The sequence below is a fragment of the Rhizobium sp. CRRU65 genome (assembly GCF_048551595.1).
In the GTDB taxonomy this organism is placed as follows: domain Bacteria; phylum Pseudomonadota; class Alphaproteobacteria; order Rhizobiales; family Rhizobiaceae; genus Rhizobium; species Rhizobium leguminosarum_J.
The window spans coordinates 116,573-141,092 of sequence record NZ_JBLYZH010000021.1; the positions used below are offsets into that span (position 1 = coordinate 116,573).

The 24,520-nt window shown below is 59.6% G+C and carries 24 protein-coding genes and 3 pseudogenes; 14 read left to right on the forward strand and 13 right to left on the reverse strand.

Going from position 1 to position 24,520, the window contains the following annotated elements; genetic code table 11:
- Nucleotides 1-48: 48 nt before the first annotated feature.
- Nucleotides 49-2,187: a methylmalonyl-CoA mutase gene (scpA, locus tag ACM5SV_RS32050; protein WP_222017780.1), complete on the reverse strand. Its 2,139-nt coding sequence runs from the start codon at nt 2,185-2,187 to the stop codon at nt 49-51.
- A gap of 233 nt (nt 2,188-2,420) precedes the next feature.
- On the opposite strand from scpA, the gene ACM5SV_RS32055 reads away from it, so the two are divergent.
- The gene (locus ACM5SV_RS32055) at nt 2,421-3,779 is read left to right on the forward strand and encodes an LLM class flavin-dependent oxidoreductase (RefSeq protein WP_221992532.1); all 1,359 of its coding nucleotides are present in this window, start codon (nt 2,421-2,423) and stop codon (nt 3,777-3,779) included.
- A 1-nt stretch (nt 3,780) separates the two neighbouring features.
- Here ACM5SV_RS32055 and ACM5SV_RS32060 read toward each other — a convergent pair whose 3' ends face one another.
- The 3 genes from ACM5SV_RS32060 to ACM5SV_RS32070 form a co-directional block, all read right to left on the reverse strand.
- Complete coding sequence (locus ACM5SV_RS32060) at nt 3,781-4,434, reverse strand: methionine ABC transporter permease (RefSeq protein ID WP_029874964.1); 654 nt, start codon at nt 4,432-4,434, stop codon at nt 3,781-3,783.
- Nucleotides 4,415-5,500 carry a methionine ABC transporter ATP-binding protein gene (locus ACM5SV_RS32065; protein ID WP_026157700.1) on the reverse strand — a complete coding sequence of 362 codons (1,086 nt, stop codon included), beginning with the start codon at nt 5,498-5,500 and terminating at the stop codon, nt 4,415-4,417. Before ACM5SV_RS32065 ends, ACM5SV_RS32060 begins: the two co-directional genes overlap by 20 nt.
- A gap of 89 nt (nt 5,501-5,589) precedes the next feature.
- Nucleotides 5,590-6,429 carry a MetQ/NlpA family lipoprotein gene (locus ACM5SV_RS32070; RefSeq protein ID WP_128449539.1) on the reverse strand — a complete coding sequence of 280 codons (840 nt, stop codon included), beginning with the start codon at nt 6,427-6,429 and terminating at the stop codon, nt 5,590-5,592.
- A gap of 50 nt (nt 6,430-6,479) precedes the next feature.
- Between ACM5SV_RS32070 and ACM5SV_RS32075 the strand changes: the two genes are divergently transcribed.
- Nucleotides 6,480-6,698, forward strand: a complete 219-nt coding sequence (locus tag ACM5SV_RS32075) for a hypothetical protein (protein ID WP_128440163.1) — start codon at nt 6,480-6,482, stop codon at nt 6,696-6,698.
- Here the strand turns inward: ACM5SV_RS32075 and msuE are convergent.
- Entirely contained in the window at nt 6,674-7,234 is a 561-nt protein-coding gene (gene msuE / locus ACM5SV_RS32080; protein ID WP_113545327.1) for an FMN reductase, read from the reverse strand. The two genes, ACM5SV_RS32075 and msuE, sit on opposite strands and share 25 nt — an antisense overlap.
- A 207-nt stretch (nt 7,235-7,441) precedes the next feature.
- The gene (locus tag ACM5SV_RS32085) at nt 7,442-8,644 is read right to left on the reverse strand and encodes an MFS transporter (RefSeq protein ID WP_026157701.1); all 1,203 of its coding nucleotides are present in this window, start codon (nt 8,642-8,644) and stop codon (nt 7,442-7,444) included.
- 357 nt (nt 8,645-9,001) lie between these two features.
- Between ACM5SV_RS32085 and ACM5SV_RS32090 the strand changes: the two genes are divergently transcribed.
- Nucleotides 9,002-9,460, forward strand: a complete 459-nt coding sequence (locus ACM5SV_RS32090; protein WP_017997246.1) for a helix-turn-helix domain-containing protein — start codon at nt 9,002-9,004, stop codon at nt 9,458-9,460.
- Between the two features lie 506 nt (nt 9,461-9,966).
- Here the strand turns inward: ACM5SV_RS32090 and ACM5SV_RS32095 are convergent.
- Genes ACM5SV_RS32095 through ACM5SV_RS32110 form a run of 4 tightly spaced genes read right to left on the reverse strand, consistent with a single transcriptional unit; the run spans nt 9,967 to nt 15,186 of the window.
- Nucleotides 9,967-11,394, reverse strand: a complete 1,428-nt coding sequence (locus ACM5SV_RS32095; protein ID WP_221975094.1) for an arabinose isomerase — start codon at nt 11,392-11,394, stop codon at nt 9,967-9,969.
- A gap of 30 nt (nt 11,395-11,424) precedes the next feature.
- The gene (locus ACM5SV_RS32100; protein WP_113545325.1) at nt 11,425-12,429 is read right to left on the reverse strand and encodes an ABC transporter permease; all 1,005 of its coding nucleotides are present in this window, start codon (nt 12,427-12,429) and stop codon (nt 11,425-11,427) included.
- Nucleotides 12,426-13,991 (reverse strand): sugar ABC transporter ATP-binding protein, encoded by a 1,566-nt coding sequence (locus tag ACM5SV_RS32105; protein ID WP_128407569.1) that lies wholly within the window; start codon nt 13,989-13,991, stop codon nt 12,426-12,428. The genes ACM5SV_RS32100 and ACM5SV_RS32105 overlap by 4 nt, the downstream gene beginning before the upstream one ends.
- A gap of 25 nt (nt 13,992-14,016) precedes the next feature.
- Complete coding sequence (locus tag ACM5SV_RS32110) at nt 14,017-15,186, reverse strand: sugar ABC transporter substrate-binding protein (protein ID WP_221964885.1); 1,170 nt, start codon at nt 15,184-15,186, stop codon at nt 14,017-14,019.
- A 195-nt stretch (nt 15,187-15,381) separates the two neighbouring features.
- On the opposite strand from ACM5SV_RS32110, the gene ACM5SV_RS32115 reads away from it, so the two are divergent.
- Both ACM5SV_RS32115 and ACM5SV_RS32120 read left to right on the forward strand, forming a co-directional pair.
- The gene (locus ACM5SV_RS32115; RefSeq protein WP_032997060.1) at nt 15,382-16,248 is read left to right on the forward strand and encodes a helix-turn-helix domain-containing protein; all 867 of its coding nucleotides are present in this window, start codon (nt 15,382-15,384) and stop codon (nt 16,246-16,248) included.
- 144 nt (nt 16,249-16,392) lie between these two features.
- Entirely contained in the window at nt 16,393-16,785 is a 393-nt protein-coding gene (locus tag ACM5SV_RS32120; RefSeq protein WP_113545323.1) for an SMI1/KNR4 family protein, read from the forward strand.
- 573 nt (nt 16,786-17,358) lie between these two features.
- Here the strand turns inward: ACM5SV_RS32120 and ACM5SV_RS32125 are convergent.
- Entirely contained in the window at nt 17,359-17,505 is a 147-nt protein-coding gene (locus tag ACM5SV_RS32125; RefSeq protein WP_003552150.1) for a DUF1127 domain-containing protein, read from the reverse strand.
- A 578-nt stretch (nt 17,506-18,083) separates the two neighbouring features.
- Complete coding sequence (locus ACM5SV_RS32130) at nt 18,084-18,272, reverse strand: hypothetical protein (RefSeq protein ID WP_017997253.1); 189 nt, start codon at nt 18,270-18,272, stop codon at nt 18,084-18,086.
- A 565-nt stretch (nt 18,273-18,837) separates the two neighbouring features.
- On the opposite strand from ACM5SV_RS32130, the gene ACM5SV_RS32135 reads away from it, so the two are divergent.
- The 8 genes and pseudogenes from ACM5SV_RS32135 (at nt 18,838) to ACM5SV_RS32170 (ending at nt 23,947) form a co-directional block, all read left to right on the forward strand.
- On the forward strand, nt 18,838-19,275 hold the full coding sequence (locus tag ACM5SV_RS32135; RefSeq protein WP_012759983.1) for a VOC family protein: 438 nt from the start codon (nt 18,838-18,840) through the stop codon (nt 19,273-19,275).
- Between the two features lie 87 nt (nt 19,276-19,362).
- Nucleotides 19,363-19,995: a hypothetical protein gene (locus ACM5SV_RS32140; protein ID WP_222017775.1), complete on the forward strand. Its 633-nt coding sequence runs from the start codon at nt 19,363-19,365 to the stop codon at nt 19,993-19,995.
- Nucleotides 19,996-20,053: 58 nt separating this feature from the next.
- The gene (locus tag ACM5SV_RS32145) at nt 20,054-20,191 is read left to right on the forward strand and encodes a hypothetical protein (protein WP_017997256.1); all 138 of its coding nucleotides are present in this window, start codon (nt 20,054-20,056) and stop codon (nt 20,189-20,191) included.
- A 552-nt stretch (nt 20,192-20,743) separates the two neighbouring features.
- On the forward strand, nt 20,744-21,007 hold the full coding sequence (locus ACM5SV_RS32150; RefSeq protein WP_017997258.1) for a hypothetical protein: 264 nt from the start codon (nt 20,744-20,746) through the stop codon (nt 21,005-21,007).
- 3 nt (nt 21,008-21,010) lie between these two features.
- Nucleotides 21,011-22,102, forward strand: a complete 1,092-nt coding sequence (gene dinB / locus ACM5SV_RS32155; RefSeq protein WP_222017774.1) for a DNA polymerase IV — start codon at nt 21,011-21,013, stop codon at nt 22,100-22,102.
- A 104-nt stretch (nt 22,103-22,206) separates the two neighbouring features.
- Nucleotides 22,207-22,491, forward strand: a complete 285-nt coding sequence (locus ACM5SV_RS32160) for a BrnA antitoxin family protein (RefSeq protein WP_409565781.1) — start codon at nt 22,207-22,209, stop codon at nt 22,489-22,491.
- A 30-nt stretch (nt 22,492-22,521) separates the two neighbouring features.
- Nucleotides 22,522-23,327, forward strand: a pseudogene (locus ACM5SV_RS32165) (MBL fold metallo-hydrolase).
- A 353-nt stretch (nt 23,328-23,680) separates the two neighbouring features.
- A complete protein-coding gene (locus ACM5SV_RS32170; RefSeq protein ID WP_012759978.1) occupies nt 23,681-23,947 on the forward strand; it encodes a DUF982 domain-containing protein in 267 nt (88 codons plus the stop codon).
- 110 nt (nt 23,948-24,057) lie between these two features.
- Here the strand turns inward: ACM5SV_RS32170 and ACM5SV_RS32175 are convergent.
- A pseudogene (locus ACM5SV_RS32175) lies at nt 24,058-24,183 on the reverse strand (transposase domain-containing protein); the annotation flags it as partial.
- A gap of 96 nt (nt 24,184-24,279) precedes the next feature.
- Here ACM5SV_RS32175 and ACM5SV_RS32180 point away from each other — a divergent pair.
- Nucleotides 24,280-24,520: pseudogene (locus tag ACM5SV_RS32180) on the forward strand (molecular chaperone DnaJ); the annotation flags it as partial.

Genomic DNA, 24,520 nt, shown 5'->3' on the forward strand with positions numbered 1-24,520 from the left:
GTGCATTTCCGGGCAGAAAACCGCTTCGCGTTTTCTTGAGATGCTGAATTACTGGTTTCTCCGCCTACCCTGCAGCAGGTCGAGAACGGAGTTTGCCGCCTCAAGAACGTTCGTTCCCGGGCCGAACACGGCTGCAACGCCGTGTTCATGCAGGAATTCATAGTCCTGCCGCGGGATAACACCGCCGCAGACGACGATGATATCACCACCGCCCTGTTCCCTCAGCCTGTCGATCAGCTGTGGCAGCAGCGTCCTGTGACCGGCCGCCAGGGACGAGACGCCGACGACGTTGACCTTTTCGCTGAGTGCGACACCGGCGGCTTCCTCCGGTGTCTGGAACAGGGGACCGGCGAGCACGTCGAAGCCGATATCGCCGAAGGCCGAGGCGATCACCTTTGCGCCTCGGTCGTGTCCGTCCTGACCGAGCTTGGCGACCATAATCTTCGGCCGGCGCCCCATGGCTTCCGTAACCTCCGTCATGCGAGTCTTGAGCACGGCGAGTTCCGGCTCGTTTTCATACGCTTGGCCATAGACGCCCTTAATCACCACTGGCGTGGCGGCATGATCGCCGAAGGTATCGCGCATCGCATCCGATATCTCGCCGACCGTGGCGCGGGCCCGCGCCGCCTCGATGGCGGCTTCAAGCAGGTTGCCCTTGCCGCTCTGTGCGATCTCGGCCAGGGCCGCCAAGGCCTCGCGCACGGCTTTGCCATCGCGCCGCCGCTTGGTTTCCTCGATACGTCTGATCTGCGCTTTGCGTACTGCGCTGTTGTCGATCTCCAGAATGTCGATCGGCTGCTCGTTGTCGAGCCGATAGCGGTTGACGCCGACGATGACCTCCTCGCCCTTGTCGACGGCCGCCTGGCGGCGTGCGGCCGCTTCCTCGATCAGCCGTTTCGGCAGGCCGTCTGCCACCGCCTTGGTCATGCCGCCGAGTGCCTCGACTTCCTCCATCAACGCCCAGGCCTTGTCTGCCAGTTCGGCCGTCAGGCTTTCGACATAGTAGGAGCCGGCGAGCGGATCGACGACCTTGGTGACGCCGGTCTCGTGCTGCAGGATGAGCTGGGTGTTGCGGGCGATACGAGAGGAGAACTCAGTCGGCAGCGCAATCGCTTCGTCGAAGGAATTCGTATGCAACGACTGCGTGCCGCCGAGCACGGCCGACATCGCCTCGAAAGCGGTGCGGATGATGTTGTTATAAGGGTCCTGCTCCTGCAAGGAGACGCCGGAGGTCTGGCAATGGGTGCGCAGCATCAGCGAGGACTGTTTCTTCGGATGAAACCCTTCCATGATCCGCGTCCAGAGCAGGCGGGCGGCGCGCAGCTTGGCCGCTTCCATGAAGAAGTTCATGCCGATGGCGAAGAAGAACGAGAGCCTGCCGGCGAACTCGTCGACGCTCAGGCCTTTGACGATGGCGGCGCGGACATATTCGCGGCCGTCGGCCAGCGTGAAGGCCAGTTCCTGCACCAGTGTCGCGCCGGCTTCCTGCATGTGGTAGCCGGAGATCGAGATGGAGTTGAACTTCGGCATCTCGCGGGCGGTATAGTCGATGATGTCGGCAACGATCCGCATCGATGATTCGGGCGGATAGATATAGGTGTTGCGGACCATGAACTCCTTCAGGATGTCGTTCTGAATGGTGCCAGAAAGGTCGGCTCGCGAAACACCCTGCTCCTCGCCGGCCACGATGAAGGAGGCAAGGATCGGGATGACGGCGCCGTTCATCGTCATCGACACCGACATTTCAGCCAGCGGAATGCCGTCGAACAGGATTTTCATGTCCTCGACGCTGTCGATTGCCACACCCGCCTTGCCGACATCACCCTCGACGCGCGGATGATCGCTGTCATACCCGCGGTGGGTGGCAAGATCGAAGGCGACCGACAGGCCCTTCTGGCCGGCCGCCAGATTGCGGCGATAAAAGGCATTCGATTCCTCTGCCGTCGAGAAGCCGGCATATTGGCGGATCGTCCAGGGCCGGCCGGCATACATCGTCGCCCGCGGGCCGCGGGTGAAAGGCGAGAAGCCGGGAAGCGAACCAAGATGCCCGGCGCCGTCAAGATCCTCGGCCGTATAGAGCGGCTTGACGGCAATGCCTTCCGGCGTCTGCCAGGTGAGCTTCTCGGGCGAGGTGCGCAGTTCCTTTTGCGCAAGCTCCGCCCAATCCGACAGCGTCTTCTTCGTCATGCGGTTCCTCCGGCTTTTTTCATTCCCACCCTACCATTTCACCGGCTCCTCGTGCGATAGAGCCCGGACAGGATGATTTTAGGCCGAGCCGGCCCAAAATCTGAATCCTGTTCTATATTATATAGTTAGAGCATGATGTCGTCCGAAAACCGCTCACACTTTTCGGCATCATGCTCTAGGATTATTAATGCGGCAAATCCTTGATTTCTATTGCCGGCTTTGGGACCCGCCTCATGAAGACCATGCAGATCTATGCTTTTGACATGAACTGCGTCGGGCATATCAACCACGGCCTGTGGACGCATCCGCGCGACCGCTCAGCGCATTATACCGATCTGGACTACTGGACAGAGTTTGCCAAGACCGCCGAACGCGGCAAGCTGGACGGCATCTTCCTGGCCGATATCGTCGGTGTCTATGACGTCTACAAGGGTAGCCCGGCGCCGGTGATCGAGACGGGCGCGCAGATCCCGGTCAATGATCCGATGATCCCGATTTCGGCGATGGCCTATGTCACGAAACATCTGGGTTTCGGCGTCACCGTCAACACCACCTATGAGCCACCCTTCCTGCTGGCGCGGCGCATGTCGACGCTCGATCATCTGACCAAGGGACGGATCGGCTGGAACATCGTCACCGGTTATCTCGACAGTGCCGCCCGCAGCATGGGTTTCGACAAGCTGCCGGAACATGATGCGCGCTACGATGCGGCCGAGGAATATCTCGAAATACTCTACAAGCTCTGGGAAGGGAGCTGGGACGACGATGCGGTGGTGCGCGACAAGGTAGGCGGTGTCTATGCCGACCCCTCCAAAGTGCGCTCTGTCCGTCACGACGGCAAATATTACCGGATGGAAGGCATCCATCTTTCCGAGCCCTCGCCGCAGCGCACGCCCCTGCTCTTCCAGGCCGGCGCCTCGGCACGCGGGCAGGATTTCGCCGCACGTCACGCCGAATGCGTCTTCATTGCCGGGCCAAATCCCAAGGCGGCCAAGCCGACCGTCGATGCGCTGCGGACGAAGGCGAAGGAGTTCGGCCGCGGCGCCGACGCATTGAAGATCCTGAGTCTGATCACAGTTGTCGTCGGGCGGACGGAGAAGGAAGCCCAGGACAAACTCGAGGACTATCGCCGCCATGCGAGCGTCGAGGCCTCGCTTGCGCATTATTCAGCTTCGACAGGTGTCGATTTTTCGAAGTATGAATTGGACGACGTCATCGACCAGAGCTCGACCAACGCCAATCAATCCGCACTTGCGGCCATCACGAAACAGGCAGCGAAGCCGGTGACGCTGCGTGACATCATCGACCAGATGGTACTCGGCAGCCGGATGAAGCCGATGGTGGGCTCGCCCGAGCAGATCGCCGATCATCTCACGACGTGGATCGGAGAGGGCGGCATCGACGGCTTCAACCTGGCGCGGACCGTGGCGCCGGAAAGCCTGCGCGATTTTGTCGACTTGGTCGTCCCGGTGCTGCAGGAGCGCGGCGTCTTCAAGGCGGACTATGCTGCAGGACCCTTGCGGCAGAAGCTTTTCGGCGGCGGGAACGGCAGGTTGCCCGCCGCTCATCCCGCTGCCCAGTTCCGGCGCTGACTTATCGGTGGTCCAACCTGGCGACCAGCCGGTCGCCAAGCCACTGGATTCCGCAGACGAGCACGATGAGGACGGCCACCACCGCGATCATCACGCTGGTTTCAAAACGTTGATAGCCATAGCGGATGGCGAGATCGCCGAGGCCGCCGGCGCCGATCGCGCCCGCCATGGCCGAGGCGCCGATCAGCGTTACCAGCGTGACGGTGAAACCGGCGACGATGCCCGGCAGCGCTTCAGGCACCAGCACCTCGCGGATGATCGTCCAGCGGTTGCCGCCCATGGCGCGCACGGCGTCGATCAGCCCGCGGTCGACCTCGCGCAGCGATACTTCGGCGATACGGGCGTAGTAGGGCGTTGCAGCGATGGCGAGCGGCACGATGGCCGCCCAGGTGCCGAGCGCGGTGCCGACGATCAGCCGCGTCAGCGGGATCAGCGCCACCAGCAGGATGATGAAAGGCACCGAGCGGAAACCGTTGATGACTGACCCGAGCATGCGATTGATCCAGAGGTTTTCGGCGATGCCGCCGCGCGCTGTCGCGACCAGAGCAAGGCCGAGCGGCAGGCCGGCGACGAGCGAGATCAATCCCGAGGCGAGGGTCATCAGGACCGTCTCCCAAAGGGAGCGAATAAGCAGTTCAAGCATGATCGGTGTCATAACCAAGCACCTCCACCCGGGCGGACCGGGCCGTCAGGAATTGTTCGACTTTTCCGGCAAGCGCGGGGTCGCGCGCGGGAACGGCGATGAAGAACCGCGCCACCGGCTGGTTCTGGATATGGTCGATGCCGCCATGGACGAGGCGGAAGGAATGCGGCAATGCTGCCGAGAGTTCGGCAAATAGCGCGCCCTGCGCCTGTGGCCCGGCGAGATCGACGCTGAGGATCGCTTCGCTGCCCGCCGTCGCCGACAGCCGGCCGGCGATATGCTCAGGAAGCTGCGGGCGGATACCGCCAAGCAGGCTCCCGGTGATTTCAGCCTGCGGATTGGCAAAGACCGACCAGACCTGCCCTTCCTCGACGATCCGCCCGGCATCGATGACCGCGACGCGATCGGCAATGCCGCGTACCACTTCCATCTCGTGGGTGATGAGCAGAATGGTCAGTCCGAGCTTACGGTTGATGTCCTTCAGCAATGCCAGGATCGACCGGGTCGTTTCCGGATCGAGCGCCGATGTCGCCTCGTCGGACAACAGCAGTGCCGGGCGTGCCGCCAGCGCCCGGGCAATGCCGACGCGTTGTTTCTGGCCGCCGGATAGCGATACGGGATAAGCCTTCGCCTTGTCGGCAAGGCCGACGAGTTCGAGCAGCTCGTGCGCCCGTTTCAGGCGCTCGCTCTTTGCAAGACCCTCGATCTTCAGAGGCAGCGCGACGTTTTCTTCGACGGTTTTGGCAGAAAGCAGATTGAAATGCTGGAAGATCATGCCGATGCGGCGCCGCAGCGGCTGTAATTCCTGTTCTGAAAGTCCGGTGATATCTCGGCCTTCGATGAGGATCTCGCCGCTATCGGCGCGTTCCAGGCCGTTCAGGCAGCGGATCAGCGTCGATTTGCCGGCGCCGCTGCGGCCGATGATGCCAAGGATCTCGCCTCTCTTCACCGTCAGCGAAATGCCGTCGAGTGCTGCAGTGGTTCCGAACCGCCGCTTCACACCGGTAAGCCTCACCACCTCTTCGGTCGCCGTTTGCGGCTCTGCCTCGATCGCCGTGGTGGAAACAAAGGAATTCATGTGTTTTTCCTTGCAAATGCTGAAGGCGGCCCGGGCAAAGAACGCCCGGACCGCCTCTCGGCAGGCCTTAACCCCAGCCCAGCCTCTGATCAATAGGCGCTGAGACCGGTGCCCTTATAGACCTTCTCGAATTCGGCCTTGACGGTGTCGTTTTGATAAGAAGACACAAGCGTCTTGACCCATTCGGCATCCTTGCTGTCGTCCTTGACGGCGATGAAGTTGCGGTATGGATTATCAGCGATCGGCTCCTGGGCAATGCGTTCGGCCGGCGAAAGACCGCTTTTCAGCGCCCAGTCGGTGTTGACGATACCGGCATCCAGATCGTCGATCGAACGGCCGACGATGCCGGCGTCGAGTTCCTTGATCTCGATCTTCTTCGGATTGTCGGTGACGTCGGCGACGGTCGCGAGAATACCGGTGCCCTCCTTCAGTTTGATCAGGCCTTCGCTCTGGAGAACGCGCAGCGCACGGCCTTCGTTCGAGGGGTCGTTCGGCACGCCGATGACGGCACCTTCCGGGATCTCTGCGACGGACTTGTATTTCTTGGTGTAAAGGCCGATCGGCCAGACCCCGGTATAACCGACGCGAACGATGTGATAGCCGTGCTGCTGGATCTGGTTGTCGAGATAGGGCTGGTGCTGGAAGGCGTTGGCATCGATTTCGCCGCGCTCCAGCGCTTCATTCGGCTGGGTGTAGTCGTTGAAGATGACGGTTTCGATCTTGAGACCCTTCTTGCCCGCCTCGCTCGCGACCACGCGCCAAATATCCTCCTCCTCGCCGGCCATGATGCCGACCTTGATCGACTTGTCCTCGGCAAAGGAAGGCGCGGGTGCGGCAAAGGAAAAGACTGCGGCAGCAGAAATGGCGACGGCGGCAAGAGCCGCCCGGCGCGAAAGGTGGAAGCCGTGAAGATTTTTGTTCTTGGTCATTGTATATCCCGTCTGACTGAATGAGGCCGAACGCCCCGAGCAGGCCGATCATGGCAAATGCGCAGATCGCGAGCGAAGCACGAATGTCTGATGTGGAGCAAAGCCCAGAAAAACTCTTGCCCTGCCATCGATATCGGCAGGATAAATTTCCACCAAATTTATGGATTAATTGCGGCTTGAGAGCATGCTCCAAAAATGAAAACGGCGCCCTCGTGGCGCCGTTTCAAGCTTATCCCGACGCTCTTTACTCGGCAGCGATCAGCGCCTGATTCCGGCTGGGAAAGAACGCCTCGAGCTCGCCGATGACCTCGCTGATCCGCTTGGACAGCGGATCGGATGAGACACGGTAATCGGTGAAGTCACGGTCGGACGCGTAAACGGCGGTCGGCAGCGTGTGTGACATGAAAAAACCGAAGAGTGGGCGGAGCTGGTGCTCGACCATCAGCGCATGGCGGTCACCGCCGCCGGTCGCAGTGATGATGATTGGCTTGGCGCGCAGCTCATGCGGGTCGATCAGGTCGATCAGATGCTTGAAGAGACCGGGATAGCTGCCCTTGTAGGTCGGCGCTCCGATGACCAGCACATCGGCATTGACGATGTCGTCGATGACTTCCCTGGCGCGACCGTCGAGATCGTCACGGCGCAGCGCCTGGCCAAGCGAGGGGCCGACATCGGTCAGATCGTAGATGGTGTTGTCGAAGCCGTATTTCTCACCGGCGAGACCGGCAACGTTTTCGACAAGCGCAAAGGTCTTCGAGGGGCGGTTGAAGCTACCCGCAAGGCCGACCAATTTGTGAGCAGACATGCCATTTCCTTCCAATATCGTGCCGAGACCGACGTCATTATCGGACGAATATTATCTATAAAAATAGTGGATTAAAGGAATGGTGATCCCTCTTCCCCATAGCAGGAGAAAAATACGTTCGGGCCTATGGGCGAAGGCGACGTGCGAAATCGAGCCGGAGTGTCGGTGACATTCCGGCTCGATCGATTGTCCGTAAGCGATGTCGCCTCAGACTGGTTTCTGCTTGGGAATACGCGGCAGGAAGACCGTGAGGAGACCGAGCAGCGGCAGGTAGGAGCAGATGCGGTAGACGAAATCGATTCCATGGGTGTCGGCGAAACTGCCGAGCAGGGCTGCACCAAGCCCCCCTGCCCCGAATGCGAAGCCGAAGAAGACCCCGGCAATCAGCCCGACGCGCCCGGGCACCAGTTCCTGCGCGAAGACGACGATTGCAGAGAAGGCCGAAGCGAAGATCAGGCCGATGACGACGCTGAGCACACCCGTCCAGAAAAGGTTGGCATAGGGAAGCAGGAGCGCGAAGGGAATGACGCCGAGGATCGAGAACCAGATGACAAAACGGGCACCGAAGCGGTCACCGATCGGCCCGCCGAGGAAAGTGCCAACGGCGACGGAGCCGAGGAACAGGAAGAGCATCAGCTGTGCCTGCTGCACGCTGAGCTCGAACTTGTCGATGACATAGAAGGTGAAGTAGCTCGATACGCTGGCCATGTAGACATTCTTCGTTGCCGTCAGCAGCACGAGGATGAGCAGCGCCCAGACGACCCTGTTCTGCGGCAGCGGAAGGGTCCGGCTTACCGCCGGCTTGCTGGCATTCTGGCGCCTGTGGCTGATGTACCAGTTGCCGACCCAGCTCAGCACGACCATGCCGACCATGGCGATGGCGGCGAACCAGGAGACGCTGTGCTGACCGAGCGGCAGCACGATGAAGGCGGCAAGCAGCGGACCGATCGCCTGGCCGGCATTGCCACCGACCTGGAAGAAGGATTGCGCGAAACCGTGGCGGCCGCCAGAGGCAAGACGGGCAACGCGCGACGATTCCGGGTGGAAGACCGCCGAGCCGAAGCCGATCAGGCTTGCGGCAACCAGCAGTAGTTCGAAGCTGCCGGCATTGCCGAGCAGAATGAGGCCGCAAAAGGTACTCGCCATGCCCACAGGCAGCGAATAGGGCATCGGCCAGCGGTCGGTGACGATGCCGACCAGCGGCTGCAGCAGCGAAGCCGTGACCTGGAACGTCATGGTAAGGAGGCCGATCTGCACAAAATCGAGATCGTAGTTCGCCTTGAACAGCGGATAGAGCGAGGCGAGCAGTGACTGCATGATGTCGTTCAGCATGTGGCAGAAGCTGACCGCCATGAGGATGGACATCGTTGTTTTTTCGAAACGGGGCGCGCTCTCGGCAACGGTTGCCATCAATGCTTCTCCTGCACAGGCACGGCCGGTGCCGTGCCACGTCGATTTTATTCGATGGATTTTCGGGCGATCGGGGCTGGGAAGACTCTCGTGCGGCGGTCGCTGAACTGCATTTAGCGTAAGCGGGGACGCAATTACAGCCCAGTTTTATCCGTATTGGTACGGCTTTTGTTCGATTTGCTCTCCGAACAAGTGATTTCTGCCTAGCTTAGCGTCTTTCCAGACGGGCATTCATATCACAGTCAGTCGCGATCATCGCATATCCAGTATGCTATGTGAAAACAACCATGGAAAAGCCATGCAGGGGATACTACAGCTGCACCGATTGAAAAAAGCGATCGAGGCTGAAAACACACGATGAATGTCAAGACAGCGAATGCAATAGACAGCTATGTCGGAGCGCGCATCAGAATGCGCCGGCAGTTGCTCGGGATGAGCCAGGAACGGCTTGGCGAGCAGATCGGTGTGACCTTTCAGCAGGTTCAGAAGTACGAGAAGGGCATCAACCGCATCGGCGCCAGCCGGCTGCAGCGGATCGCCGAGGTGCTTCAGACGTCGCCAAGCTTCTTCTTCGAGCAGGAGAATTCCGAGCCGTTGACGCTGCAAGGGCTGGATCTATCCGCGAATATGGACCCGGTCGCTGAATTCCTGCGAACGAAAGAGGGATTGGTGCTCAATCGCGCTTTTCTAAAGATCGCCGACAGCAATATCCGCGAAACGGTCATCGCATTGGTGAAGGCGATGGCGCAGGCGGAAAGTCGCGGCGTAACATTGGGAGCCTCCGTAGCGGATATCACTCTTCCGCTCGGAGAGTAATCAGGCACACCGAGGTGATACTCGCATAGAGCTCAGGCTCGCGTCATTTGGCGAGTTGCGGCTGATCGACCCAGACGGGCAATCGGTGGCGCTTCCAGAAAAGGGGCCCACTTGGCATAAGGAACAATATCGCGAGGCTTCGCACGGGCCGGTTTCTGAGATCTGAAAGGCGGCGCAGTCCTGTCACGCGCGTCTTCGTTCAAGAGAACCAAGTTGTCTCCGCTTTGGAGCACGCGTGGGCAGAGGAAGCCGCAAGGACACCCAGATGCCCGAAACAGCCGAGGCAACAGTTACGCAGATGAGTGGGGAACAGGTCAAGGAGCTGGCCGCTGGCCAGGCTTATGGCGTTTGCCTCCCCCGGAAAGGGCCCACGACGGTTCTTTACCCGGCACGCGGGACTTGAAACGGATGCTGACTGGCAGGTGCTTTGCCGCAATGGCCCGAACGCATCTTGCGAGGGCTTTCGCGCGATGAAGGTTGCTCACTGTGGCGCGCTTCCCATCTTGTCAGCAGACTTTTACGACGTCCAGATCCAGGAGTTTTCCAAGCTTCTCGATGCGCCCGGCAATGTGTCCGACGCCAACTGCGCAATGGTGGGCAGGTCCCTGCGCGTTCCACGTCTCAACAAAGCGCCGGGCTCCAAGTGGAAATCGATAACGGCTGTTGGTGTTGCCGATTTCGAGGATCGGGCCCGCCACAGAGGCGCCTTCGGCGCAAAGCAGCCTGATGTTGCCGGCGTCTTCGACGATAGAGAGCAGCGTCACCGGCCCGTGCTGAACCGACATTTCAACGCTGACGCCAGAGCCGACCTTGCCGTGAAAAACGTGGAGGGGCCGGATCTTCGTACGCCCCTGGGCAATTTTCGTATGCCCCGGTCCGTCATGCCCCATCAGCACGACATCTGCGGCGAAATCCATGGCATAATACTCGGTGAATGAGCCGCCCGCACCGAAGCTGTCCATGATTTTCATCGCCTGGGCGTTCTTGATCTCATATTCGCCAGCAACCGGCACGCCGCTGGCCGTTAACATCGAACAGCCGACGATGACCGAGGTGATGATATCCTCATATTCGTGGCCGGGCTGGGATTCGTAGTAATAGGCAAGTGAGCCGAGCGATTTCTTATCGACCAGCTTGCGAAGCGCCACGGCGGTCTTTGCCGCACGTGCCAGTTCTTTGGGGTCGCAATCCGGCTGGACATCGAATTCGGCGATGATCGTCGCCAAGCAGGTGGAGACGTCTTCCTCGCTCAAATCACGCCGCAACTGCGCCAGTTCGTCGATTTCCAGCACCTCGATATGGGTGCCGAAGGCCGCTGCCTGCGCGGTGAGATCTGAATAGATATCCAGCATGCCGTTGTAGTAGCGGCCCATGACGCCGAGCCGGTTATGCGCCATCACATGTGCGACGCGGGCGGCCTCGATCCAGCCGTCGATCTCGTTTTCGACGACGGGATCGCCGGTGAGAACGCCGGTCACCTGGTGAAAGCTGATGCCCGCTCGACGGAAGACATTGGCGATTTCGGGGACGGGGCAGGCAGAGCAATGCGCCAGCCAGTCGCCGGTCATCGCTGTCCGATCGCCGAGGGCGTTGAAAGTGGCATAGTCGATGGCCGCGGTCGGCTGCAGATTGAGGATGATCACCGGAACCTTGGCGCGACGGACTACTGGAAGAACCGTCGACGACAACGCATAGGTGGTGATGTAGAGAAAGATGATATCGACATCGGCCTGGCGAAACTGGTGACCGGCCTCGATCGCCTTTTCGGGCGTGTCGATCAGCCCGAGGTTGACGACCTCGACGCCTGGGCGCGCAAGCTTTGCCTCGACGGTATCGACATAGCCGCGCAACCGCGCTTCCAGACCGTTGAATTGCGACCAATAGGCCTCCAGACCGATACCGAAAAGGCCGGCCTTCAGGGGGCGTTCAGACATTTCTGTTTCTCCGATGGGGTGAGAATGACGTCAGCTCTGCAGGCGCACTCGAAGCTGATCGAGGCCGACGGCCATTAGAAGGACGACGCCTCGGGTCACGTCCTGCCAGAAGGAGGACACGTTCATCAGCGTCAGGCCGTTGTTCAGCGTGCCGAGGATCAAAACGGCAATCAGCGTGCCCCAGACGCTGCCGCGTCCACCAAAGAGGCTGGTGCCACCAAGGATGATGGCGGCGATGATGGTGAGCAGGTGCTGGCCCGCGGCGTTGGGTGCTGCGGCGCCGAGCATCGCTGCAAGGATGATGCCAGCTGCCGCCCCCGAAAGGCCGGAGACGACATAGAGCACCATCTGGGTCCGCTCGACGGGCACGCCGAGCAGGCTGCTTGCTTCCGGATTGCCGCCGCTCGCATAGACGAAGCGTCCGAACGGTGTCTTCGACAGGATCAGCCAAAGTGCGATGAAGACCAACAGCATCAGGATGATCGGAAACGGGATTCCAAAAAGGCGCCCTGACCCGAGCCAGTTGAAAGCCGGAATGAAGAGCGGCTTCGAAAGGCCGCCGGTCAGCACCATTGAGAGGCCGGAAAAGATGCTCATTGTGCCGAGCGTGGCGATGAGCGGGTTGAGCTTCAGTCGGGTGACGATGAAGCCGTTCAGGACGCCGACCGCGCAGCCGATGAGGAGAGCGGTGCCGCAGCCCGCCCAGATGTTGATTCCCTTGGCATGCATCAGCGCCACAATGACGCCGGCAAGACCGGCGACGGCGGCGACGGACAGATCGAGCCCTCCGCCGATGATCAGCGGGGTGCCCGCGGCTGCCATCAGCCCGATGAAGGCCATGTTGGTGCCGATGTTGGACAGGTTGCTCAGCGTCAGGAAATAGGGGGAGAAAACCGAAAAGGCGATCAGCAGCAGTACGTAGAACACCAGCAAGAGAGCGATGCCGGCGGCCGGGCGGCCAAGAAGGTCGCTGCGTGATTTTGCCGACCTCTTCGACGATTCCGACGCTGCGGGAATGGAAGACGAGTTGGTCATGTTTTCTCCAGTTCATTCCTATCGCGGAGGGCTGCCCGCGGCTCGGCTGCCTGCATCAGATCCGTCGCGGTTGCGTCCTGCCCAAGCTCGGCGACGACCTTGCCATCCTCGAGAACGAGGCTGCGATCTGCGAGCCCCGCCACCTCTTCCGCATCCGAGGAGACGATCAGGATCGCCAGCCCCGCCTCTGCCAGCCGACGTATTTCCATGTAGATCTCGCGCCGGGCACCAAGATCGACCCCGCGTGTCGGCTCTTCGAGGATCAGAACATTCGGGTTTCCGAGCAGCCAACGCGCAAGGCAGATCTTCTGCTGATTGCCGCCGGACAGAAGGCGGATCTCTTGGTCCGGACCTGAGGTCTTGACCCGCAGGGTTTTGATCCATTCACGGGTGCTGTCGTCTTCCCGCTTTTGGTCGACAACGCCGGATTGCGTGAACAGGCTGAGATAGGGCAGTGTCGTGTTGGTTCGCACTGACAAATTGCCAATCAGGCCCTGGCGCTTTCGCTCTGCGGCCACGAACCCGATGCCGCTATGCACTCTCTTTCGCGGCCCAGAGAGACCAATGTCCACATCGTTCAGCAGAATGGCCTCGGCATGGGCGGCAGGCTCGGCGCCATAGATTGCCCGGCCTATTTTCTCGGCGCCGGAGCCGATAAGGCCGAAGACGCCGAAAACCTCGCCGCGTCGCACGGTCAATGCCACGCCGTCGAGCCATCCGGGAAGTGACAGTCCATCGACGGACAGGACGGTCTTTGCGTCCTGAAGCACTTTCGATTTTACGGGGTAGAGGTCGCCGAGTTCGCTGCCGAGCATCGCCGTCAGAACTTCGTCGCGATTGGTGTCGCGGGTTTCGAACTGACCTCGGACCTCGCCGTCACGCAAGACAACGATACGGTCGCTTAGCCGGAAGACCTCGTCAAGATAATGCGAAATATAGATGATGGTGACGCCTTGGGCTTTCAGGGCCTCGATGACCTCGAACAGATTGTCGGCATCTGCCTCACTCAGCGACGCCGTCGGCTCGTCCATGATCAGGATCCGCGCCTTGCCGGCCAGCGCGCGGGCGATTTCGACAATGCGCTGTTCGGACAATGGCAGCGAGCCCATGCGCCGGCCGGGCTCGATATGGTCGAGCCGCAATCGCTTCAGGAGCGCCCGCGCCTGTGCGTCGACGGCCACCTGATCGATCATCGGAATACCCAAAAAGCGGCGCTTCGGCATGGAGCCAAGCGCGATATTTTCGGCGACCGAAAGGTCCGGATGTACGGAAAGCTCCTGCGGCATCAGCCGGATGCCGGCCGCAACGGCATCCCGAGGCGTGGAGATATTCCTGGCCGTGTCGTCAATTCTAATCTGTCCGGTGTCCAGCGTGTAGACACCGGAGAGGATTTTCATGAGCGTAGACTTACCCGCGCCATTGGCGCCAAGAAGCGCCACGATCTCGCCCGCATCGGCAGAAAGCGACACGTTCTTCAGTACCGTCACGCCGGCAAATGCTTTGCTGACATTGGCGATCTGGAGCCGCCGATTGCGGCTCCCTTCGGTGCTCTGGACGGTCATGTCACGCTCCCTGACGCTGTCTCGCTCATTGCTGAGGGAGAATGGCCTCATAGCCCTTCAGCCAATCCTGCTTCTTCAGGTCTGCAAGGTAGGTTGAAAATTCCGCTTCCGGAAACACGTATCCATCCGCCTCGCCGGCACAGGGAAACTCCTTGTAGAACTTGCAGATATTGGCCTTGGTGACCATTTGGTGCGTCACGAAGGTCGCCTCCGGAACCGGCTTTCCGGCAAGAGCGGAGAGCGCGATCGGAATCAGATAGTTGCCGTAGCTGCCGGGGAATGAACCAGTGGCAGCAACCAGGTTCGGATCGGTGGCGAGCGCCTCGGCCTCATCTGCCCCGTTGCCGACCGCAATTGCCTGATCGACGCGACCGGCAGCCCGCACGGCCTGCAGCATCCCCATCGTCGCCTGATCGTTGATGGCAATGATGAGGATGGGCGCACCGGGCGGAATGCGACCGATGACATTGTTCATCTGCGCAAAAGATTCCTGCAGCGTGTTCTTGGTATCGATCTCGATGATATGATCGGCGGGGAAATCCTTGGTCAGCGCCATAAAGCCGGCCCGCTGGCCATCCGTGCGCATGCGCGGGATGACGCCCGACTGCGGTAAAGCGCCGACGACCAGATAACCGGTCTTTACGACATCGGCGCCGAATTTCTTTGCGGCCGCCGTTGCGAGATAGGACCCACCCATGAAGCCAGATTTCGGGTTATTGACCCCGAAGAAGCTCGCGCCCGGCATCGGGATGTCGATCGCAGTGACCTTCGTGCCATCCGGTTTGAACACATCCATCACCGTCTGCCCGAAATTGGCGTCCGTCTGAAATTCGATGACGTAGTCAACCTTGCGCTCTGCAAAGGATTTGGCATTGGCGAGCGCAGTCGGCCCGTCGAGGCGGTTATCCGCAATCACAAGTTCGACGCCGGCAGCATCGGCATTTTCCTGGATCCCCTTTTCGACGAGCACGCCGAAGGCGATATCGCGCTGCAGATTGGCGAAACCAATACTGTAGCTCTTTCCGTTTCTCGGCGGCTTTGCCTTGGTCGCATCGACCACCATCGCCTTCAGATTTTCGGTCGATAGCATTTTGCCGTCGAACTTCGCCGGATCGAACCCGTGAAAGTCCTCGGCATAAGAAGCGGAAGCCGCAAGGCACGCGGCAACCACCACCAGTGTGGCTTGATTTTTCATGTCTTTCTCCTCCCGGCCACTGCCCTCCCCGGCAGCGGCGGCCCGCTGATGATCTCAGCAAATATTTTGCAGCGTCATTCTAAAACTGACCTTGCATAGTGACGTTAACACTAGGAATTTTCGTTGACACGTCGGCAATTTCCGCAAAAGTGATCTTTTGCATGCAAAATATGATCCTCAGACTTGGCCGCTATCATGCAGAGCTACTTCGTCTACATGCCCGACAACCGCCTCTGCGCCGCCTGGGGCTGTACGGCCATCTCCACTGGGTACACAGAGATCGGACCGAATTCCGACTACCCACCGAGCCGTCATCCCAACGACCACCATTTCAGCTGGTCGCGTGGCCGTATCCTGAGCGCCTATCAGATCGTCCACATCAGCGCGGGCAGCGGCAGGCTGGAGTTCGGACCAGAACGTCGGCAGGTTACCATCGCCGAAGGCTCTATTTTCCTGCTCTTTCCCGGCGTCTGGCACCGTTTTGCTCCGGACCGCCGGACTGGATGGGTCGAACATTGGATCGAATGCCGGGGAAGCGCCTTCGATTTTGCGCGCGATGCAGGCCTGTTGCGCCCCGAGCTGCCGGCCCATGCCAGCAGCTCCGAGATTTCTGGTGTTTTCGCGTCGATTCACGCGCTGGCGCAGGACGATTGCCTGCGCAATCAGCCGCTGCTGTCGACCCTCGGCCTTCAACTGCTGGCCCTTTTATGCCGCCCCGCCGATCTCAATAGCAATGCTGCCGATAGGCTCGTCGATCGTGCACGGATGATTCTGATGGAGCGCTGCGGCCAGCCTCTGTCTGTCGAACAGCTCGCCGACGAACTTGGCGTCAGCTATCCCTATTTCCGGCGTCTTTTTCGCGAGCAGACTGGCATGTCGGCCAAGCAATATCAGATGAGGGTGCGCATCCAGCGGGCCATCGACCTTCTGGTGAACACCGACAAATCGATCAAGGAGATCGCCGGTCTCCTGGGTTTTCACTCGGCGTTCCATTTTTCGACACAGTTCCGACAACTGATCGGCTCGAGCCCAACGGATTTCAGGGCGGCTAAACGCTCGTAACGTAAGCCTCGTCGAGACTAACCTTATATTCCTTGCCTTCGAATCGGCCGGCGGGTTCGTATCGCAGGCGCGGTTGCGTGCGGAGTGGGATGCCCTATTCTGCGCTCGTCAACGCCTATCGCATTTCGAACCGGAGTGTCTCGCATGCTCGGAAAGTTGCGGCATGGATATCAATTACCTGGCGCCAGTCTGTCGGAGATCGAGGCATGTGAGGCTTCGCTCTCGATCATCTTGCCGGAAGACTACAAGGCGTTCTTGCGCATCTCGAATGGATTCAACGATGAAGTCGGTCAAGGATATCTCGTTCTGTGGAGTGTCGCGGAGCTTGCCAAGGCCGACGGTTATGAACTCTTCGAGTTTCAGGTCGACCGGTTCTTGATTGGTTCGAATGGCGGCCCGACCGCTTATGGGATAATCGGCGGAAGTTACATCTCCGTTCCGTTTGTCTTTGCCGGCGCGTGGTCGGAAGAGGTCCGCGTGCTTGGACGGACATTCGATGAGTTCATTAAAGCCGTTGAGGCGGGCGAAGGCTCATAGCGATCGGCACCTCCTTATGATGCGATGACTGACAGCCTCTTCATCGGCGCCGGTATTGGATCAGCGTCTCCTGCGAGGCCGACAATCGATAGAGCAGTTGCTGTGCGGGATATCGCTCTCGAGCGAACTGCCGGCCCGGTGCCAGGGGCAGCCGAGTCCGGTGGGCTGAGTGATGAGGTTGGGAACGGCTGCACTTGATCTTAATCTGCATCGGGAAGAGGCTTGATACAAAAAAGCCTGCCGCGGGAGGAGGTGCGGCAGGCTTTTTGAAGATCGAACAGCGACTGGGAGGAGGAGTGCCGCTGTTTTTACAGACGCCCCATGGGAGGAGAAGTGGGCCGGCTGAAAGCGAAGCTTTGCGGGAGGAGGTGCATTGCTTCGACAGATACGATCATACACAGACCCCGGACGATGCAAATGTCTTATGTTGCACTGCAGCCATGCGTAAGGCGCAACCCGCAAGAATCCAATACGACTGGAGCTCCATACGCCGCCGGGGCACGGCCCTCGACGCAAAAATGCCCGCCTTAGGAGCGGGCATCAACTAATGTGGATTCAAGTCGTGCTGGGCGGTTAGCGCGCGATCGAGGCGCGGGCAACGCTGCGAATGTCTGCTCGATCGATGCCGAGGTCCTGCAGTTCGCGGCTGGACATGCGTCCGAGTTCGGTGACCGTCTGACGGAACTTGCGCCAGTTGTTGAAAGAGCGTGCTACGTTCATGATGATCCCCTTTCATGAGGGCTGTCTGACGTCAGCAACCTTGGTTGGTTCCGGCGCCGTTTCGATGATGGAGATATAGGCGCTTCAATCGGTTTAAAACAGCCACAATCTCTCATCTCAGCTATGCGGTGAGCGCATGATGTGCTTCTTTTTTGCGCAAAGACTCCCTTTTCAAACCGCGGACGAATAGCAAGTGGGACCTCACCTCCGTGGCTTGCGCCACGGAGGTGAGGTCGATGCTACAAACGGCTTGGATAATAATGGAAGCGGCCGATCGGTTTCGGTTACCTCAATCAGACGCCGAATGCGTCCAGTCGATTTTACGGGCGCCATTCCTGCTTATTGCGATCGTCGAGGCGAATTCCCCGATCGACCGCCACCCAGCACATGAGCCTCGAATGGAGAAGCTCCTGTGGCTCGCGGCGCATTTCCCAGATCCTCGCGTCAGATGACATGGCCGCGATTGGACCGTATCTATCAAAGCGATCGTAGGCGCCCTCTGCCTTGGGAAGCCAAGCCCACGGTCCCTGATCGTCGGTGAGGAAGATGAAAGTGCCGCGTCTCCGCTCGCGGAACCTTCAGATTGCGGCCTGCATGAGGTAGGGAGATTGCTCGACGGGAACCTGCGCTACGATTTTCATTACGAGTGTGGGAGCGACATCAGGAACAGACCGAACTCGTCCGTCTTTGTAGACGACCCGCAAGAGGCAAGCCTTGTCGTCGTATTCAAGTTCCGCGATCGTCTTTGAATGGATCAGAAATTGCATATTAAGCTACCTCCCTGCACTACAGCATGACCAAGATGAACCGACCGCCGCCGAGGAGAAGGGTTGATCGGCACGAGAACTCATTGCCTCTTCGATGATCGGCGCTGTCAGAAATGCGATCCAACGACAAGCGCTCTGCGTCCCGGCGAGATTACGAAAAAATCTAATAGAGCCCACTTTGGAAATCGCGTGAAATCAACGTGACACACGTCTGACGACTATTTGGCACGGGCATGCCAGAAAAAGATGTGAGCACGACGCCCACTGTCGAGCTAATGGCCGCAATTCCTCGCAGGTGCGGGTGGGCCGCCAGGTGAATTGTGCCGGACGAGCGTGGCGGACCACTTCCGGCCAAAACTTCAGACGTGCGGGATTAGGCAGCAACTGCCGCCAACGATCACCTCGACATCGTCGGGCTCGGAAATTCGGATGCTAACGATCCTGAACTGGGCGCCGTTGTCACACCATCCGATGTTTTGCCTAAAGATTTCGATAGCGATGTCGGGACCGATGGCCCATCCACGTCCTAGAAGGAAATCGAAACGAAAACCGGAGGATGGAGAGCATGGCGCTTAAGCGAATGGACAACATCGGGATTGTCGTCGAAGACCTTGCAGTGGCAATAGACTTTTTTCAGGAGTTAGGCCTCGAACTCGAAGGCCGCGCGACGATCGAAGGCGAATGGGCCGGTCGTGTCACGGGTCTTGGCGATCAGCACGTCGAGATCGCCATGATGCGCACGCCGGACGGGCACAGCCGGCTGGAGCTGTCGCGCTTCCTCAGACCGGATGTCGTCGCGGATCATCGGAACGCCCCGGTCAACGCCCTTGGTTATCTGCGAGCCATGTTCACGGTCGACGACGTCGAAGAGACCGTTGAGAGGCTGCGCACGCGCGGCGCCCAGCTTGTCGGCGATGTCGTCCGGTATGAGGACGCCTACAAGCTCTGCTACATTCGCGGACCCGAAGGTCTTCTTATCGGGCTTGCCCAGGAACTTGGGTGAGCAGCGACGAGCGATCGGTCGCGCCTGGCTCATCCTGCGAATATCGCGCTCGTTGACGAGGAACGCTGGTGATCCCATCTAGGCGCCATGCCGAAACACGAAAAGAACGATGTCGAGCTGGTCAAGACGTGGGTGCTGCCGCCAGCAGCGACCCTCGGATCGTCGATCCGCGCGAAGGGAATTCTGCTCGAACTCCGTGCACGGCTCCCGGTCGCTTCGAAGAAGTCGCTCGATATCGAGCAAGGAGAACTCACGCTGTCGATGCCTGCAAGTGTCAAGACAGAATTCCATGCAGCGGCGTCTGTTGTCGCCAGTGCGCTGAAAGACATCGAAGGCCTGCCGGTAATCCCGCGCGAGATCCAGGATATCCTTTCGATCAAGACGAATGAGCGTCATCGCTGGCTCAAGGACGGCCGCCTACCGAGTGCTGGAACGCGCACGGTGAAACTGCGCGGTCGCGCGCGGAAGATCACGTTCCACGTCTTCGACCCGCGCGTCGTGGAAGACCTGCTCGATCGAGGCGTCGTCGAAGAATGGCGCGAGGAGGATGCGGCGGCGGCGGTGGAGAACCGACGGCGGGCGGCATATAAGGCGAAGTTGACGCGGTCGCTGAAGAAGGGCAAGACCGTCAAGGGGGATACCGTCGCCGGATCCGACGAGGCACCTCGCACGGAACTGGCAGGCTGGGAGGAGTTCGGACGCGACGGATTGCTTCGCTAAGGAGGCCTATTGCGGGTCCCAGCGGTTCTAAAGCAAGGTAATCTCCGGGCCGCTTCGTATGGCAGGCCTTGAAACGGACGCTGTGCTCGACTATCTTCAGGTCATCGGCGTTGCTGGTGAGCGCTCCACGAGAGTGTTCGCGACTGCCGAAGTCGCTTATCTGCTTTTGACCACGGATGTACTGGCACTGGTGTGAAGAGCGATGTTTGAAAGGTCGGTGCGGTTTCGCCCCGGCCTTTTTTATTGCCTGCCGGTCAGGGCAAAGCTCCCGACCAATCGTTGGACGGCTCTTCAGCCTCTGCTCCTGGAATTCTTCCGTAGGATCGGGGATCGCGTTCGTAGGCAGTTCGGAGATTTCCGAGCAGGAAAGAACAGGTCGCGACGCGTCAGGCACCAGACGACCTTGCCTTTGGTACGCGCGGCAATCCCGGCCACGAACAGGGTGGCTGCCGCCACGTCGACGGTGCCGACCCCGCCGCCAGCGCACTCGTGCAGCGCCCGTAGGCCAAGCGCTTTCCAGGTGCGCGATCTGCTCGCACAAACTGTCAAGGACGGCCTTTGGGCGGCGGAGTTCATGATCTACCTTCAACGGCAACCCGTTTTCAGCTTGAGTAGGAGCTATATGTTCTATATTTGTTCTTAACGCGTAAATGAGTCAATGCGCATATGACCGCTGAAGTTGACCGCGAGTGCAAGGCAGAATAATCGCCATCGGATTCAAGCGGATGGCAAGGAAGGTTATTTTCGGATGCGCCGAACGCGGCTTGTGGACGATGCGATCCCTAGACTGAAAGATCACAAGGTCCCGGTGGTTGAACTCCTCTGCCGTCTGTGCGACCGCCATTGCGCGCATGAGCGCAGGCTGTTGGTGAAAGCGTTTGGCGCAAGTGTCAGCTTCGCGGAAATCCGCCGACGCATGGCCATGGGCTGCGAGCGCATGCAGACGCCCGGGGGTGACAAGTGTGGGGCACATTTCCCATGTTTGGGTAGTGGTCTAGCTGATGGAAGCTAGGGGATGACGGGTGAAGAAAGCCGAGTGCGGCCGCGCAAGATCGTGCATGTCGACATGGATGCCTTCTACGCATCGGTCGAGCAGCGTGACAATCCGGAGCTGCGAGGCTTGCCGGTTGCCGTCGGCAGTCCTGCTGCCCGCGGCGTGGTGGCGGCCGCCAGCTATGAGGCCAGAAAGTTCGGTGTGCATTCCGCCATGCCTTCGGTGACTGCGCAGCGGAAATGCCCGGACCTCATCTTCGTCAAGCCGCGCTTCGATGTCTATAAGGCCGTCTCGCTGCAGATAAGGACGGTCTTTGCCGAGTACACGCCGATGATCGAGCCGTTGTCGCTCGACGAGGCCTATCTCGACGTCACTGAAAATCTCAAAGGCATGGAGATCGCCACCGAGATAGCTGCGGAAATCCGCGCCAAAATCAAAGCAACCACCGGGCTCACCGCCTCGGCCGGCATTTCCTACAACAAGTTCCTCGCCAAGATGGCATCCGACCAGAACAAGCCGGACGGCCAGTTCGTCATCACGCCGAAGAACGGTCCGGCCTTCGTCGAGCGCCTGCCCGTCAAGAAGTTTCATGGCGTCGGGCCGGCAACAGCCGAGAAGATGCATCGGCTCGGGATCGAAACAGGCGCGGACCTCAAGGAGAGAACGCTCGACTTCCTCGTCGAACATTTCGGGAAGTCAGGACCGTATTTTTATGGCATCGCCCGCGGTATCGACAATCGCCAGGTCAAGCCGGATCGGGTGCGGAAATCCATCGGAGCGGAAGACACGTTTTCGCAGGACATCCATTCCTTTGAGCCCGCGCGCGAAGGGCTTCAGCCGCTGATTTCGAAAGTCTGGAGCTACTGCGAGGCCAATGAGATCGGCGCCAAGACGGTGACGCTCAAGGTCAAATATGCCGACTTCGGCCAGATCACCCGCAGCAGAACCGTTCTGGCTCCCCTGCCGGCGATCACCGATCTTGAGGAGGTGGTCGACCTACTTCTCGCGCCAATCTTCCCGCCGCGAAAAGGGATACGTCTGCTCGGCGTCACGCTGTCCTCACTGGAACGGCAGAGGTCTGACACGACGCCGCAGTTGCGGCTTGCGCTTTAGACCGCCAGCATCGGCTGGGCCGGAGCGTCTGAATGGCGCCCGATCCGGAGTGTCCCCGACGGTAACCATGGCAAACCGGCCCCGCAGCGCGGTCGATCCGATGGATGCCGCCGAAGCATGTTCGAGGCGGCAAAGAAACTGGGGAACGGGCATCGAGCGAACGGTGCTGCCGACCAAAGCTTGTTTCGATCAAAATCGACAGCGACATGCTCGCCTACTTGCAGGAAGACGGTTCCGGCTGGCAGGATTGCATCAATGATATTGCGCGCTGCGATAAAGGGCAGGCTCTGACGCTATTGTACGGAGCCGCGCAGGCCACGCCATCGGGTCGTTGCCCGTTATTTTTCACGGCCGGCAACGCAAGTGTCGGATTGTCCATATTGTTTTGAAAGCTGGAAAAGCAGGGGAAGGACATAACCATGGGGTTTCATATCTGCACCGCTTGCGGCACTCAGTTCGACGAGCGCTTAAAGCCGCCGCCCGCGTGCCCCATCTGCGAAGACGATCGTCAGTTTGTCCCTGCATCGGGGCAGGCGTGGACGGACATCGCAGCACTTGGTCGCACCCATGATGTGACCTGGCGTCAGGAAGCCGGAGGCATCCACAGCCTTCAGGTTTCGCCTGATTTCGCGATCGGCCAGCGCGCCTTCCTGATCGAGAGCCCCGACGGCAACATTCTTTGGGACTGCCTCAGTCTCATTGACGAGGCGAGCATAAACCGAATTGGTGCATTGGGAGGTCTGAGCGCCATCGCCATTTCGCACCCGCATTTCTACACCTCGATGATGGAATGGAGTTCCGCTCTGGGCGATGTGCCGATCTACATTCATTCCGACGATGGCGAATGGGTACAAAGGTCTGGCGGAGCGCTCAATCAATGGAAGGGTGAAAGCGTGCAACTCGGTCGGTCGACCCTGATCCGATGCGGCGGCCATTTCCCCGGTAGTTCAGTCATGTACTGTCCCTGGCTGGCGGACGGCCAGGGCGCCTTATTCGCCGGCGACACGATGCAGGTTACACTCGACCGCAAATATGTGAGTTTCATGCGCAGCTATCCCAACCTCATTCCGCTCGGCCCAGAGGCGGTGAGACGTATCGGGGAAGCGGTACGCCCATATCGGTTCGAGGCGGTCTATGGTGGATTTTCGGCCGAACGATCGAACGAGAAGGGTCTCGTATCGTGGACCAGTCGATGACAAGATATTTGAGTGCCATCGAGGGGTGAGCATTGATGACGCGATAGGACTCGTTATTGTGGAAGAGGAAAGACGCGACGAACGCCGGGCCCGACGATTGCTGTCGGCCTGTTCCGCGAACGTGCGGGCATGACCATCGACGATACTCGACAGTTGCGGCACTCATCGAAGGCTCAATTTGGGGATGGTGGAAATCGAAAACCGCCTTCGCGAAGGGCATCCGATCGTTCAGCCGGTGATCAAGAACTGCCGAGATCTTGGAACTCCCTGCTTGCGTCAACGCAGTCATCGATCATTCAGTCTTGAATTCCTAATTTTAGAATAGGCGCGTATGCTGCAGTGGGGGGACTGCAGTATCCATAACCTTGAGGGGTCGAGGACAATGTGCTGGAACACATCGTCGGCATTCAAGCCGGTCGGACTAGCTCTACGCGGCCCGGCCACGCATAAGATCGTCCGGACGCTCGGCGATGCCGCGGATATCCTGATCAGGGACTGGCCATCCGATGACGGCGAGGAATATGTCGCCGCCGTGAAAGCTTGTGTCGATGCAATCAGTGGGCAGATTCCTCCGGAACAATTTCGCGAAGCGCTTTTGCGCGCGGCCGAAGAGGCAGGCATAACAGCTCTCACTGTCGTGGCGCATTGATCCACATCGCTCACCCTCGGAACTGTATCGGAATGTTGTCTCGTCACAGTTCAGCCTCTGTAGTTCCATCTCATGTTCGTCGAGAGCGAGTGAACCGCGGACTTATGGCATCAAGCAATGGCGTCGTTTTGATTTGTCCATGACAACAACTCGGTAATCCGAGAATGTTTGGGGCCGCTGACGATAGCGGTGAGCGAGCCGGTCAGGTAGGCGAATGGATCGATAGCGTTGAGCTTCGGGATGCTCTTTTGCGTGCGGCCGATGAGCGGGCATCGGGCCGACAGGCTTCGTGGCAGCTTGCCGCTTCGATGAAGACCACCATATAACGCGCGATGACGTTTGATTCGAAAATTTTTGTCGGCCTGAGGCCAACGAGCAAAAAATCAGCTCTTCCCCCCGAGCCTTCCCAGTCGAAATGCCAGTGGGACGGTTGCGAAAGCGGCGGTACCAATCGTGCGCCCGTTGGGCGAGATGCGGAGGGTTTGTACCTGCTGTTCTGCCCGCAACATGCGAGAGAATACAATAAGGGATATAATTTCGCGAGCAATCTGTCCGATCCGGTGACCGCCCGCT

Bases quoted from the DNA above. Each gene is read 5' to 3' on its own strand.
- scpA (WP_222017780.1), bottom strand. From the start codon at position 2,187: ATGACGAAGAAGACGCTGTCGGATTGGGCGGAGCTTGCGCAAAAGGAA.
- ACM5SV_RS32055 (WP_221992532.1), top strand. From the start codon at position 2,421: ATGAAGACCATGCAGATCTATGCTTTTGACATGAACTGCGTCGGGCAT.
- ACM5SV_RS32060 (WP_029874964.1), bottom strand. From the start codon at position 4,434: ATGACACCGATCATGCTTGAACTGCTTATTCGCTCCCTTTGGGAGACG.
- ACM5SV_RS32065 (WP_026157700.1), bottom strand. From the start codon at position 5,500: ATGAATTCCTTTGTTTCCACCACGGCGATCGAGGCAGAGCCGCAAACG.
- ACM5SV_RS32070 (WP_128449539.1), bottom strand. From the start codon at position 6,429: ATGACCAAGAACAAAAATCTTCACGGCTTCCACCTTTCGCGCCGGGCG.
- ACM5SV_RS32075 (WP_128440163.1), top strand. From the start codon at position 6,480: ATGGCAAATGCGCAGATCGCGAGCGAAGCACGAATGTCTGATGTGGAG.
- msuE (WP_113545327.1), bottom strand. From the start codon at position 7,234: ATGTCTGCTCACAAATTGGTCGGCCTTGCGGGTAGCTTCAACCGCCCC.
- ACM5SV_RS32085 (WP_026157701.1), bottom strand. From the start codon at position 8,644: ATGGCAACCGTTGCCGAGAGCGCGCCCCGTTTCGAAAAAACAACGATG.
- ACM5SV_RS32090 (WP_017997246.1), top strand. From the start codon at position 9,002: ATGAATGTCAAGACAGCGAATGCAATAGACAGCTATGTCGGAGCGCGC.
- ACM5SV_RS32095 (WP_221975094.1), bottom strand. From the start codon at position 11,394: ATGTCTGAACGCCCCCTGAAGGCCGGCCTTTTCGGTATCGGTCTGGAG.
- ACM5SV_RS32100 (WP_113545325.1), bottom strand. From the start codon at position 12,429: ATGACCAACTCGTCTTCCATTCCCGCAGCGTCGGAATCGTCGAAGAGG.
- ACM5SV_RS32105 (WP_128407569.1), bottom strand. From the start codon at position 13,991: ATGACCGTCCAGAGCACCGAAGGGAGCCGCAATCGGCGGCTCCAGATC.
- ACM5SV_RS32110 (WP_221964885.1), bottom strand. From the start codon at position 15,186: ATGAAAAATCAAGCCACACTGGTGGTGGTTGCCGCGTGCCTTGCGGCT.
- ACM5SV_RS32115 (WP_032997060.1), top strand. From the start codon at position 15,382: ATGCAGAGCTACTTCGTCTACATGCCCGACAACCGCCTCTGCGCCGCC.
- ACM5SV_RS32120 (WP_113545323.1), top strand. From the start codon at position 16,393: ATGCTCGGAAAGTTGCGGCATGGATATCAATTACCTGGCGCCAGTCTG.
- ACM5SV_RS32125 (WP_003552150.1), bottom strand. From the start codon at position 17,505: ATGAACGTAGCACGCTCTTTCAACAACTGGCGCAAGTTCCGTCAGACG.
- ACM5SV_RS32130 (WP_017997253.1), bottom strand. From the start codon at position 18,272: ATGCAATTTCTGATCCATTCAAAGACGATCGCGGAACTTGAATACGAC.
- ACM5SV_RS32135 (WP_012759983.1), top strand. From the start codon at position 18,838: ATGGCGCTTAAGCGAATGGACAACATCGGGATTGTCGTCGAAGACCTT.
- ACM5SV_RS32140 (WP_222017775.1), top strand. From the start codon at position 19,363: ATGCCGAAACACGAAAAGAACGATGTCGAGCTGGTCAAGACGTGGGTG.
- ACM5SV_RS32145 (WP_017997256.1), top strand. From the start codon at position 20,054: ATGGCAGGCCTTGAAACGGACGCTGTGCTCGACTATCTTCAGGTCATC.
- ACM5SV_RS32150 (WP_017997258.1), top strand. From the start codon at position 20,744: ATGCGCCGAACGCGGCTTGTGGACGATGCGATCCCTAGACTGAAAGAT.
- dinB (WP_222017774.1), top strand. From the start codon at position 21,011: ATGACGGGTGAAGAAAGCCGAGTGCGGCCGCGCAAGATCGTGCATGTC.
- ACM5SV_RS32160 (WP_409565781.1), top strand. From the start codon at position 22,207: ATGCCGCCGAAGCATGTTCGAGGCGGCAAAGAAACTGGGGAACGGGCA.
- ACM5SV_RS32170 (WP_012759978.1), top strand. From the start codon at position 23,681: ATGTGCTGGAACACATCGTCGGCATTCAAGCCGGTCGGACTAGCTCTA.